Here is a 12151-nt window from a genome sequence, read left to right as displayed (position 1 = left end):
CGCCGTATTTCATCGAGAGCCGGCGCACGTCGTCCATCGCCTCCGTGCCGGCGAAGAAGGCCGGCTCGAGGAAGCGGTTGATGTAGAGAGCGGTCCCGTCTTCCGAATGGACGATCGTCGTGGTCGATAGGTATGCTCCCCGGGAAGAGCTCTCCTGGCGCCGTCTTTGACACCAGGTCAGACCCGCGAACTGGACGCTCGGATTGCAGCGATACTCCAAATACGACGGGCTGCCGACCGAAACATGGGCGCCGAGGTGCAGACCATCGACCACGTATATGGATTCCGCCATCGCCGATCGCGCGACAGGCGCTGCGACGGCCGGATCTACGTCGCCGATGGAGGCGCCGCGCTGCTGGAATTGCCTGATGGCGGAAAGCTGGGCGTTCCTGATGCAGTTCGCGTCGGCTCCGCAAGCCCGACGGTCGGCCAACAGCGGGGCCGCAACGGCGCGCGCGATCCCTTCTCCGGATTGAGCAAGCAGATCTTGGTAGGCTCGAGCAATGAGGCGATCGAGCCTTGCGAGTTCGGCATCTCCGCAGATGGTGATTTCGTCTGCATATCTTGCCTTGCCGCAGTTGAAGCTGGGTCCCGAAGCGTTGGTCTGACCGCGGCATTGGCTTCGAAACTGCGAGATCCGTGGATCCGATGGCGACACGCCTTGCCGAATCATCGCGTTCACGGAAGAGCCGCCTTGGCGCAGGGCGCCGTCGAGACATGCGACCTCCGATCCCGGCAAGCTCTCCCAAGCGCTTCGACTAGCTGCAGCCACGCCGGACCTGATGATGCCGTCGAAGACGTCGAGGATCTCACGTTGTTGTCCGAAGGCCGTCTGGGGAAGGCCGACGATAAAAACGAACAAAATGAATCGTATGAAACGGATCAAGCGATATTCCCCCTGCGATCGAGCTCCGATTGTAACAACCAGCGACGCGTCCGGCAGGATGAAAACGAGATAGCGAACACGATTTTGTAGCTATCGTTACTTACTTCCGCTTCCTCTCGCTCCGTCCAGAGCCGTTGCCGCGAAATCGATCCCGGTGCGCCGCACCTGCGAGCGCTCGTCCCCGAGCGCTCCGGGATTTCTGTTGGGGATCGCGAATTCGACGGCGCATCGAGCGCTAGGCCGCCGCGGTGCCGCCGCCGCGCAGGCCAAGAGGCTTCCCAATGCGGCTCGCGGCCCGAAAGCTCTACCCCCTGTCCCGCGCCCCCGGCCCATGGCGTTAACGATGTCGGGTCGTTTTGCTCGCATTCCGTTTTATACGTGATAAATCACATTGACACCAGACGGCGGCGAGTTACCCGAGAACTCCGCGGCGCGGAGCTGGAAAGCACGAAGGAGACCGACATCATGAGTACGAAGTCGCCGAGCGCCACCCCGACGACGCGCGCGGCTGGGCAAGGAGCAAGGCAGGTGCCCCGCCGCGTCGCGGAGCGGCCGGATCCGGTTCAGTGGGACGCGCGCGAGCTGATGAGCTTGGAGGAAGCCGCCGCCCTGTTCTGGCCGAGCGGCCCTCTCACCACGACGAGCCTGCGCACGGCGGTCCGCGACCGCAACCTCGACGTCGCCGAGATCGCCGGCAAACTGCTCACCAACAAGGAGGCCATTGAGAGGATGTCGGTATGCCGGCCGCGCGCGGAGTGGTAGATCCGCAACAAGCGTTCCGACGCCTGCATCAACCCAAGCTTTTGCGCGGCGCACACCGTCCATAGCCCGAGGGCTCGGCGCGATGCCGAGCGGCGAGCTGTGCCGCTTGCTGGCGGCATTCCGGACCGAGACGGCAAGTCGGCGGTATCGATCTTGAGGACTCCGACGCGAAAGGCGTCGCGACCGGATGGGCATGACGTCTTGCGCGGGAGGGTCATCCGCATCTCCGCAACGGCTTCGGCCGGAGCACCGAAGCATGCTCGCCCCAGTCCGAGTCCGAGACCGGCGAGCGCACCCAAGGCACCAGCTCCAGGACGTCGCACGACCACCGTGCACCAGGACCGCCCCATTACCGGTTGTTTCAGCGTAGCGCCTAGTCAAACCGGAAGCCGAACAGGCCGCCATGCTCGTCGTCCGTCAGGCGGACGGGAAGGACGGCATTTTCCAGGATGCTTTGCTCTGTCGCCCGACTGGTCACGGCTCCCGCCTCCATGCAGGCGTTGAATTCGTCGCTGTTCATGGCGACGATGTATTGGCCCTTCTGGGCCTCGGCTACTTTGGCACCAAAGAGGAGAGCCAGATAGACCTGTCGCTTGTCGACACCATCGAAGAGGTGGCTGTCGTGACAGAGAAATTTCGGACCACCCAAGCGCCCGGAAGTGACCTCAAAGAGCATGCTGTCGAAACAGAAGATCTTCATCTGATCGATACCGCCGAGATTGCCGTCGCCCTGGATCGAAATCTCGATCTGAGGTCCGGTCTTCGATGGCGTGATGATCAGATTGCCCTCTCTGTCGTCGTATAGCTCGGAAATGGCGTGATCGACCTTCGCAGTGGCGTAGTTAATTGCGGTCTCGTTTCCCTTGTGGTCGTCCTGCAGCCGCAGCTCGAGCTCCGCGCTATCCCGCTTGTTCTGCGCCACCTGATTTTCGAGAATGTTCGCGTTTCGGAGCTTGTCGCGCAGCTGATCGGCACGGCTCTTGACCCCGGCGTATCCTTCGTGAAGAGCCATCAAATCGTCCAAGGCGCCCTTACCATCGAGCAGCCTCAGCAAGCGCGACTTGTGCAGGTCGAGGTCGCTCAGTTCGACCTCGAGGTTGCGTTTTTCCGTGCGCGCGCTCTCGAGTTCTTGCTCGAGATACTTCCTTCGATTGGCCACGACGGAGTTTTGAAACTCCTGCACCTCATCGAAACGTCGCAGCGAGACCGTCGGCAACGACGCCGGCCTCGCTATATAGCCGCTCGACAGATGCGTAAGCCGGCGGCTCCTCATCGCTGATAGCCTCGTTCAGGTGGGCGATCGTCTCATCGGCCAACGATAGATCGAGGGCGATGGCATTCATCCTGATTTTCAACGCGGAAACTTCGGCCGCTGTTTCGCGATACGTCTCCAGAACTTGGAAGCTGTCGATGCGTGCCTTTAATTGAGCGAGACGTTCTTCCGTCCTGACTATCTCGGGGCGGATCTCGGCCGAGCTGCCAAAGATAACGCCCAGTTCGCCTTCCTTAATGGCCTTTTTTAGGTTCTGCATTCCCTTCTTGCGGGCCTGCAGGTCCTGAATGTCTCTTGGAATACGCCAATCCAGACCGATCAGATACGAGAGGTTGACTTGCGAATCCCAAGGTTGCTGGTTTGCATTCTGTTTCTGGATGGCACCATAGCCGCCCGACTTGCGCCGCCGCGCGAAGTACGCGATGAGCGATCTAAATGAAGGCGTGAACCTTCCCTCGAAATCAGTCCCGCGGCGAAACGTCGTTTGTCCAGAGACGTCGGCATCCTTGTATCCCCGATTGCTCGCTCGGTAGCATGAACCGTGGCAAGCCCGAACTAAGACGTACCCTCGAACGGCCTCGCTGACGACCTCTGTTCGTTCGAAAAATCGGGTTTCAACACCTATGCACGCGCGGAGATTCGGCGCACCACAAGACGGAAGATGAGCGTGTGCTTCGAGGCTTCTCACCTCAGGAGACTGCGCCCGACAGCCGACGTCTGAATCTTCTACCGGTTGCGCGGGCCGCGTCCGCCGTACCAACCGCATACCGAAAATTCGCTTCGATCTGCTCCAGGCGGGAGCGCGCTTGGGGCCGAGCCGCTCGCCCAGACGAGGATTCGGTAGTTTGTCGGCCGGAATGGGCGCCGGCCCCGGAATCGTAACGGGTGTTCCAAAGTCATCAGCCATCGGTATCCTCTTCGGGCAGAGGCGTGGTTCGGGACCAATCAGGCTCGAATGGGCGGGGCCGATCACGGGGGCCTTCTTGGCCGCATCGACCTCAGACGGCGCGCGCGGCGTCCGCCGCCGGCGCGTGCGCCTTGACCACTCGTCGAACCTCGTCGAGCGACAGGACTAGGCGCCGTTCGCGGCGGAGCCGGCGCCAGAACTGCGTGACATTGTCGACGGCGCCGCCCTGTGCGGCGATCTTCGAGATCACGGTCCTGCGGGCCTGCTCCTTCTTCTCCCGCGTCGCAGCAGGCGCAACCGCGAGGTCGAACGTTCCCTCCCGGTACTCCCGACACAGTCGCGACATCCTGGTGCCGCCGACGCGGAACAGTTTGGCCGCCTGCTCCATGTTCAGCTTCCAGCCGTCCAGCATCGCCACCACCGCCGGCATGTGCTCGACCAGGAGATCGCGCCGCAGCGCCGCGACGTCGGCCGCGCCGGACCAGTCCGCCTTGGACAGGGCGCGCATCGTATTGCGGTCGGCACCGCTCAGTTCCTGCCGAAGTCGGCGCGGTTCGGAATAGAGCGACGGCTCGTGCGGGTCGTGCAGGCGCATCCGCGCCAGCACCTGGTTGATGGACGCGAACGGAAGCGGGAAGTCGAAACGCTTTCGCAGGGACCGGCAGAACTCGTTGGGGGTCTGCCCATTCGGCCGCTTCGGCCATTCGCGGCGCACCACTTCGAGCCACCGCTTGCGTTCGGGCTCCGGCACCGGCGGACGCAGCGCCCAGCCGAAGCAGCCGGCCCGGAAGTCGGCGCGAAGCTGCGTCATCAGATCCTGCCGCACCCGGAACAGGCGCGCCGCCTCGACCACGGTGACCTTGCGGGCGTCGATCATGGCGAACACGAAGGCGAAGTGCTCCTCGAACAGCGCCCGGCGCGTCTCGTCCTCCGATCCGTCCTCCCAGGCGGTGGCGGCGATCACCGCGATGCGAACCCGCTCTTCCGCGGTCGCGACCGCGCGCGCCGGGCCCGGCCGCTTCGGCGCGGCGGGGATCCGGTCCGGGGTCTCCACCACGTGGCGCACGAAGTCGAACGGCAGGGTCATCCCGTAGCGCCTGCGCAAGCCGGTGCAGAAGGCGACGATTCCTTGGCCGTCGGGGCGATCCGGCAGCTCGCGCAGCACCAGTTCGCGCCAGACCGCGCGATCCTCCTGCCCGTGCGGCGCGAGCGCGAACGCGAGCGTGCCGGCCTCGAACTCGGCGCGGAGCAGCGTCAGGCGGCCCGCCGAAACGCCGAGCAGGGAGGCGGCGGTGGCGACGCGCAGCTTGCGCCCGCCGACCATGCTGCAGACGAAGTCGGCGTGCCTGCGCAGCACGTCTTGGCCGAACTCGACGCGCGCCCGGCCGCGCGGCCGGACGATCGCCGCGATCCGGTCGATGTGCGCGCGCTCCGCGGCGCTGCAGTCGAGAACGGTGTAGAGGGGATGCCGCTTCGCCATCGTGCCGGTCGCCGCGCGGCGGGCCTGGGCGAGCCGCATCCGGAAACCGTTCTTTGCGTAGCCGAACAGAGCGTCCGCTTCGCGCATCAGCAGCCGACCTTCGGCGACCAGGCGCTCGATCTCGCCTCCATGTTTTACGAACAGGGGTTCGCGGACGGCGGCGCGGCGCTTCGGGTTCTTCGGCCAGAGCGTGTTCCGTAGCTTGACGACCGAGTCGAACGCCAGGCAGCTCGGATCGGCGAAGGCCACGATGGCGCAGGCGACGCCGTCGCGTCGCCGCGGCCTGTTGCGATCCGGATCGACGACCCGGCCCCGGCGCTTGCGGCGCAGCTTGACGAAACCCGTCTTGGTCATGGCGAACAGCTCCGCGAGCTGCCCGATGGAGACGTCCCCCGCGGCGATCAGGCGGTCGATGATCTTGCCGTGCTTGTCGTAGAGCGCGGCCCGGGCGGCCGCGGCGGCGCGGCGGTTCTTCGGCCAGACGCAGGACGACAGCGCGACGACCAGCGGATGGTCGTCGGCGAGCCGCCCGGTCCGGGGGCCCTTGCGACCGAACGCGTGGTCGCCGAGGCAATCGTCGTAGCTCGCCGGCAGAGCGGACGTTTCCAGCAGGTCGCGCCAGCCCTGCAGGGCAGGTTCTCCGAAGAAGCGCGCCGTTTCCTTGAAGGGATCGGTGCGCGCCAGAAGGCGGGCGATGGCTTCGGTGGTCACGCCGCCGCGGGCCATGCGGCGGGTCACGTAGGCCCGGGCGACGGGAGCTTCGTGCGCCGCCGCCTTCTCGCCGTGGAGGTTTGCCTTGAAGAAGGCGATGAGCGCGTCGGCGAAGCGCGGCATCCCGAAGGTCTCGCCGATGGTGGCCATCGCCACCGCCACGGTGTTGCGGCCGATCGGTCCGTCTTCGGTCGCGAACAGCCGCTTGGAGACGCTCGCCGGGCGCGCCCGCATCCAGTCCCTCAGCAGCTTGGCCAGCGCCGGGGTGATCGGCACGTCCTCGAGCTTCTTGTCGAACTCGATCCTGACCAGCAGCTCGTCCGGGAAGCAATTCTCGAAATCGATCCCGCAGATGGTCGGGACCTTCAGTCCCGCCAGCGCGTGAAAGCCGACCACGAGAGCCTGCCGCTTGGCGTAGGATTCGTCGTAGGCGAGGTGCCGGCGCAGCCAGAAGGGATTCTGGCAGACCGCGAAGACGTCGGCCGGCCCGACCTGGTCGCGGCCGAGCAGCGGCAGGAGCTTCCTGGGAACGGTCTCACGCGGCATGGGCGAGAGGCCTCATCGGACGCTCGGAGAAGCGGCGCAGGCGGTGGAACTGGAGATCGCCCGGGTCGAGCACGCGGGGCGAGCTCCACTCCTCGTTGAGATGCGTGTAGTACTTCTGCAGCGTGTCGGGGTGGGTCGAGAACGCGAACGAGATCGACGCGCGGTCCATGCCGGCGTGGGTCAGCGTGGTCACGCCCGAATGCTTGAGCATGTGCGGCGTCACGAACTTGAGGCCGGCGAGCTCGCGCACCTCGCGGAAGAGGTCGCCGATGCGGCCCTCGGCCAGCGGCTCGCCGTTCTCGTCGTGCAGCACGTGCGTGTAGAGAACGTCGGACTTCGCCTCGCGGCGCTTCTCGCGGTCCGCGGCCTCCCATTTCGGCGCGAGGTCGTCCAGCGAGCCGTTGAAATCGGACTGACCGCGGCGCTTGGTGGTGACCTCCGACCACTGGCCCTGGCGCATGATGCGCTTGAGCCAGGTGCTGATGTGTCCGGCGGTCGGATCCCAGTGCCAGAGCAGCTCGGGCAGGTTGCCGTGGCGTGTGCCGGAATAGAAGTAGAGCCAGATGAAGCGCTCGACGCAGGCATAGCGCTCCGGAAAGCGGTGGCAGCCGATCACCCGTCCGGCGGCGTCGAAGACGCGGCCGCGGCAGGCGCGCAGCAGGCGCAGCACGTAGGCCAGGGGGATGTACTTGTAGCCGGTGCCGCGGACCTTGGGCCGCTCGATGTTCTTGGCCGGCAGCTGGTACTTCGCGGTGAACCAGTTCACCGCCATGATCATGAAGTCGGCTTCGGTGCGCGCCGTCGAGGAGGAGACGTATTCGGTCTCCTCCGCGTCGCAGGACTGCCGCTGCTTCTCCTGTGCGGTCCGGTGGGCGGAGTACTGCCTGGCCGCGTTGATGCCGATCCGGTCGAACGCGAACGTTCCGTTGTAGGCGGCGACCAGGTCCAGCGCCGCCTTGGCGCGCTTGTGGAGGTCCGCATCGAGCGCCTCGGCGTGCTTGCCGGGGGCGTTCTCGTCGAGGTACTCGTCGTAGACGCGCGTCATGTTGACGTCGCGGGTGAGCACGTAGCCGAGCGCCTCGCGCACCCTCTCCTCGACGAATTCGGCCAGCGCGTAGAGGGCGCCCAGGTGGAAGCGGACGTCCTCGCCTTCGCGGAGCTCGATGCGCGCGGATTCGCGCTTGCCGAGATGCTTGATGTAGACGAAGCGCCGGACCGCGCCGTCTTCGTCCTTCTTGTCCTTCTTGCGGTTCTTCACCCACAGTCGCGGGCCGAGCGTCATGCGCCCGCGCTTGAGCTTTCCGTTCGGCCGATGCCGCGCCATGTAGGCGGCCTCGGCCATGTCGGCGACGGTCCCGGCGAGGTGAATCGGAAAGCCATCGACGATCAGCCGCCGCACCAGGGTCTCGTGCATGTCGACCGCCGGGCCGATGACCTTCTTCCAGAGCGCGTGCTCGGCATGGTAGGGCAGCTCCATCTTCTCGCCGAACGTCTCGACCATCCGCGCGACCGCCAGCGAGCGGAGCGCGCCCTCGCCGTCGGCGCCAAGCTCGTCCCGCTCGTCCTGCTCCTGCCGCTCGGTGCGCTCGCGCCGCGCGGCGCGGCGGCTCTCCTCGACTAGGTTCGAGGCCGTCTCCATCCAGGCGCGCCCGGGGTTGCGGGCGGCGGTGCGGACCGGCGCGCCACGCCGCTCCGGCGCGGCGCCGGCCCGCCGCGCCGCGGGCGCGGTCGCGGGCGAGGGGACGGGCGGGAGGGGAGAAAGATCGACCTGGGCTTCGGACATCGCTTGAGGGCTCCTTCGGGGGGTGCTTCAGTGGCCCGAGTGATCCATCACTGATTCCGTCGGGACACTCGACCATCTAGCGATGTATCACTTGACTCACAAGCGTCTGGAGGAACGACAGCCTTGGAATCCGAAACGGGGTTAACGAAGTCCTTACAGGAGGCCCTCCGCTCGGAGGTGCCATGGCACCGCATCGCCGCTGTGCTGGAGGAGCGGCTCGCGGGGGGGCACGACCGGGCGCGGACCGAAGCGGTACTGCGGGAGGCCCACGCCACCACCGAGCTCAAGCCGGTGGTGCTGAAGAGGCTGCTCGCGATCTGGCACCGCCTGGAGCGGGTCGCGAGGCAGGAGGGCATCGCCGCTTCGACCCTGGTCCTGCCCTCCTACAACGCGGTCGAGCTGGCGCTGCGGCTCTACGACCGCGACCGCGACGCCGGCATGCGGGCGCTGGAGGAGCTGCGCGCGGGGCGGACCACCATCGCCGGCCTGCAGCGCCGGGTCTCGAGCCTTCCCCCGGGCGCGGCGGATCCGGCCGCGGCGGCGCGCTCGGCGGCGCTGGTGCGCCGGGCGGGGACAATCAGGACCTGCCGCGAGGCGATCGCCGGCTACGTCAAGGGCGAGTTCGGCCGGCGCGCGGAGACCTCGCCGCGCCCGGCGATGCGCCACTTCCACCGCCTAGGCTACGAGGTCGCCGCCGACGGCCGAATCCTTGCCGGCGTCGACCTGCACCTGCCCGAACAGCAGCAATCCAAGGATTCGGACGGGCTGGCGCGCTCGCTGCTGCTGGCCCGGCTGCTGCCGCTGTTCGTGCTGGCCGTGGCGGAAGCGCCCGCAGAGGCGGCGGCGGAGGGGTCGCCGCTCGCGGCGGAGCGGTCGGAGTCCTCCTCCTCACCCTCCTCACCCTCCTCACCCTCCTCACCCTCCTCACCCTCCTCACCCTCCTCACCCTCCTCACCCTCCTCACCCTCCTCACCCTCCTCACCCTCCTCACCCGTCCCCCCCGACCCCGCCGCCGAGGAGGCTCGCGGCACGGCCGCGGACTGGAAGGCGACGACGCAGGTGCTTGGCATGGGCTGGGTGGGCATCGTCAGCATCGGGCCGCAGGGCGCGATCGACGAGGTCCGCCCGGCCGGCCCCAATCCCGAGCAACCCGACGGCGGCGTCTACGCCGCGGCGCGGGCGCGCCTGGCGGGCCCGCGCTGAAGTCGATCCCGGAAAGGAAGGAGCGGCGCGAGGGCGGCAGATCGGCGGCGCGGAGCGACACAACCTCAGATAAATTCGATAGTAAGATACACCCGTTTTCTGGAAATTGTGGCGCGATTGTGGCGAAGCCCTCAGCGTACCTAATTACCTGGAATCGCGCGGATCCGGGGGCACGTTTGGTGCACCGAAATTCCCGCCAGCAGACGAAATCGGACCGCAGGAGACCGCACGAAAGGTATCTTGGTGCAGGAAAGGGGACCGTTTTCGATGAATTTAGGGGGGTCCTATAAGTACGGTGAAAGTCTGCCAGAGTATTTTCTAAGCGAATAAAGAGTACATATTTCAATATCTTGACTCGACTTGCCGTGTCCGTGGGCACGTTATTGGGGCACGAATTGGGACCGATTATTCCCGCCCCAAACCCAACGAAATGGGACCGACAGCTCCGCGAGCAGAGTCGATCTTCGGTGAATCCCGGCGGCGCGCATGCCCCAGAAGGTCGAGCGAGGGCCTACGAGGGAGTGTGGCCGCTCAGCTCAAGCGGCGATACAGCCGGTCTCGGCTGACCAACAGATCGCCCAGTTCCGCAGCGGATACCGTTAAGGGTGTTGCCAGCGGTGGCTTGACTCTAGTGATCTTATAATTGAGAGATATCTTTAGCCGATGGGAGGTGACGCTTCATCTCCGGCGATGAAAAGGCGGTCCGTGAGTGTCGCGAACCTCCCTACCCGAGGTACGAACTCATGTCGGACGCATATACCGAACGGCAGCGGCTCTACCGGTCGAGCCGATTTCGAAGCCAGGTCGCCGACCGCCTTGAACTCGATGGTTGCCTCGTCGTCCCCGCCATCGCGGCCTTCGTGGAAGCCGACCTGATCCCAGCTCGGCTGTCGCGGAACGACAGAGCCCTCGCGGTCGACGGGGCCACGATCCTGGCCGCGATCGGAGGGCGGCAGTCGCGAGGGGCCTCCATCGTCCGCACCGGATTGACTTTGTGCGCGATGACGATGCAGCACGAGGCCGGCACTCCGAAGCGTCTCGGCGTCGCAGATATCTACCCGAGTTCGGCTTCGGTATCGTTCGGGACCGACATCGCGGAAGTATTCCTTAACCTCTCGCGAGCGGCACACGGTTCTTCGACGAAGGGGTTCAAGGGCGTCTCCATCGGCGTCCACTGGACCGATGAGCAAGGAAGCATCCTGTTCGGGACCATCGAGCAAGGTTCAGAGGGGCGCAAGCGAACCTACGCAAGCCAAGCCTTTCCGGCCCCGCCCCACGGCGGGAAGTGGGATTCGTGCAGATGCGGACCGTAGGAGGCACCCTCTACTCACCGCTCTCGATCCTGCGCTTCGGCGCACTTTTGGACGCCTCAGTGGAAGGCACCGCGGCGCAGATCTAGACCAGGTCGGAGTCGGCCGGCCACGGCAGAGTGTGACAGAACCGAGAATTGACGAGTGCTCCACCGCCGGAGGCGGGCCAATGATCTTCCAGTACCGCTTCACCTACCGCGCCGAATATTTCCTCTGGAAGGGGAAGAAAAAACGGCCGGTCTTTCTGACGGCCCTGCAGCCGGTTGAGATCGCCGAAGTGGACCCGGCGGCGGCGCCGCCTGCTTACAGAATTCTCAGCGAGGACCGGGGCTATCGGGAGACGCACGAAGTAAGATCCTTCGGCGGAATGCTTTGGTGGCAGATCTTCGATCACGCAGATCCACTTACGCCTGCTGCATTTCTGGCTCTCGCTTCCGCAAATTGGGAAAGGGCCAGCCGCGTGTTGGACCCGACGAGTCGCACCTATTACCTCGATGCCTCCTCAGCCGAGGTTTTCCTGGCTCAGCGAAGGGTAAGCAAGGGTAAGTTCTGGCCAGAGTGCGAACCGCAAGAGCGGCAGGCCAAACACGACGCATCTAAGTTGATGTTCTGCGGGGACTACGTCTATGTGGCTGCTGGCGACCCGGTCTGGTACGCCATCTGCGACGAGGCCGCTGGTCGCGTAGATTTCGTCATAGGCCACTCGGATCTCGATAGATACTACCTGGACCGGCCGTACGGGGTAGGCTTCTTCACACCCGGCCCCGACCGCAAGAACCGCATTTCCTGCGGCCGCCGTTCTCATGTGTTTGGTCTGGACGAGGTATCGTCCGCGCTACCGGCACTCGCGGAATCCGGGCACGAACCCAGATTTGGATCCGAGATCGTCTCGCTCTCCGAACATCACCCGCGAGCGTCCGCAGCTGCCGAACTTTGCGTCCGCGCTTCCGCGGAGCATTTGCGCGAGATTGCCTGGAGGAAGCCCGAGCTTCGCAAAGCGATCCCGGAACTGGAGGATACATCCCGAGATGGGCAAACGGACCTCCCCGCGGACAAGTCCCTCCTTGCGCGTTTCGTCGAGAGCAGGCCGGCACTGCGTAAGCCTTATGAGCAGCCGATCGTGGAAGCCCAAGCGGTACTCGATCGCTTGGCACGCCACGAATGCCTTGCCGACGACGACGAGGCTGCGCTCGCAAGTTTGGGCTTTGATTCCAGGGATGTCCCGCCGGCGTGAGTAGGGGCAAGCCGGCTTGCGCGCCCCCAGTTTGTGGCCGCTTTACGAAGCGATGT

Annotated in this window: 9 protein-coding genes; 5 read left to right on the top strand and 4 right to left on the bottom strand. The window is 65.6% G+C overall.

Translation table 11 applies throughout. The features are described from left to right. The first annotated feature begins 244 nt into the window (after positions 1-244). Positions 245-976, top strand: a complete 732-nt coding sequence (locus ACFQX9_RS27495) for a hypothetical protein (protein WP_204512723.1) — start codon at positions 245-247, stop codon at positions 974-976. A gap of 375 nt (positions 977-1351) precedes the next feature. Beyond that, positions 1352-1648 carry a hypothetical protein gene (locus ACFQX9_RS27490; RefSeq protein ID WP_204512724.1) on the top strand — a complete coding sequence of 99 codons (297 nt, stop codon included), beginning with the start codon at positions 1352-1354 and terminating at the stop codon, positions 1646-1648. A gap of 373 nt (positions 1649-2021) precedes the next feature. Here the strand turns inward: ACFQX9_RS27490 and ACFQX9_RS27485 are convergent, their stop codons facing one another. The 4 genes from ACFQX9_RS27485 to ACFQX9_RS27470 form a co-directional block, all read right to left on the bottom strand. Further along, positions 2022-2864 (bottom strand): DUF2326 domain-containing protein, encoded by an 843-nt coding sequence (locus tag ACFQX9_RS27485; RefSeq protein WP_377791116.1) that lies wholly within the window; start codon positions 2862-2864, stop codon positions 2022-2024. Then, a complete protein-coding gene (locus ACFQX9_RS27480; RefSeq protein WP_377791115.1) occupies positions 2833-3828 on the bottom strand; it encodes a hypothetical protein in 996 nt (331 codons plus the stop codon). The genes ACFQX9_RS27485 and ACFQX9_RS27480 overlap by 32 nt, the downstream gene beginning before the upstream one ends. 91 nt (positions 3829-3919) lie before the next feature. Continuing rightward, positions 3920-6565, bottom strand: a complete 2646-nt coding sequence (locus ACFQX9_RS27475) for a hypothetical protein (RefSeq protein WP_377791114.1) — start codon at positions 6563-6565, stop codon at positions 3920-3922. Then, positions 6555-8348, bottom strand: coding sequence for a hypothetical protein (locus tag ACFQX9_RS27470; protein WP_204512727.1), 1794 nt, complete (start codon positions 8346-8348; stop codon positions 6555-6557). Before ACFQX9_RS27470 ends, ACFQX9_RS27475 begins: the two co-directional genes overlap by 11 nt. 123 nt (positions 8349-8471) lie before the next feature. Between ACFQX9_RS27470 and ACFQX9_RS27465 the strand changes: the two genes are divergently transcribed. The 3 genes from ACFQX9_RS27465 to ACFQX9_RS27455 all read left to right on the top strand — a co-directional run bounded on the left by ACFQX9_RS27465 (position 8472) and on the right by ACFQX9_RS27455 (position 12095). Beyond that, a complete protein-coding gene (locus tag ACFQX9_RS27465) occupies positions 8472-9551 on the top strand; it encodes a hypothetical protein (protein WP_377791113.1) in 1080 nt (359 codons plus the stop codon). A 743-nt stretch (positions 9552-10294) separates the two neighbouring features. Then, positions 10295-10864, top strand: a complete 570-nt coding sequence (locus ACFQX9_RS27460; RefSeq protein WP_377791112.1) for a hypothetical protein — start codon at positions 10295-10297, stop codon at positions 10862-10864. 166 nt (positions 10865-11030) lie between these two features. Further along, entirely contained in the window at positions 11031-12095 is a 1065-nt protein-coding gene (locus ACFQX9_RS27455; RefSeq protein WP_204512730.1) for a hypothetical protein, read from the top strand. The last annotated feature ends 56 nt before the right edge of the window (positions 12096-12151 follow it).

It is taken from the genome of Bradyrhizobium sp. GCM10028915, from assembly GCF_042666195.1.
In the GTDB taxonomy this organism is placed as follows: domain Bacteria; phylum Pseudomonadota; class Alphaproteobacteria; order Rhizobiales; family Xanthobacteraceae; genus Bradyrhizobium; species Bradyrhizobium canariense_D.
The sequence above is the reverse complement of the archived record's forward strand: the minus strand, read 5'-3'. Positions and strand labels throughout refer to the sequence as shown.

Excerpts from the sequence above, each read along its gene's own strand:
- ACFQX9_RS27495 (WP_204512723.1), top strand. The coding sequence starts at position 245 with ATGGGCGCCGAGGTGCAGACCATCGACCACGTATATGGATTCCGCCAT.
- ACFQX9_RS27490 (WP_204512724.1), top strand. The coding sequence starts at position 1,352 with ATGAGTACGAAGTCGCCGAGCGCCACCCCGACGACGCGCGCGGCTGGG.
- ACFQX9_RS27480 (WP_377791115.1), bottom strand. The coding sequence starts at position 3,828 with ATGGCTGATGACTTTGGAACACCCGTTACGATTCCGGGGCCGGCGCCC.
- ACFQX9_RS27475 (WP_377791114.1), bottom strand. The coding sequence starts at position 6,565 with ATGCCGCGTGAGACCGTTCCCAGGAAGCTCCTGCCGCTGCTCGGCCGC.
- ACFQX9_RS27470 (WP_204512727.1), bottom strand. The coding sequence starts at position 8,348 with ATGTCCGAAGCCCAGGTCGATCTTTCTCCCCTCCCGCCCGTCCCCTCG.
- ACFQX9_RS27460 (WP_377791112.1), top strand. The coding sequence starts at position 10,295 with ATGTCGGACGCATATACCGAACGGCAGCGGCTCTACCGGTCGAGCCGA.
- ACFQX9_RS27455 (WP_204512730.1), top strand. The coding sequence starts at position 11,031 with ATGATCTTCCAGTACCGCTTCACCTACCGCGCCGAATATTTCCTCTGG.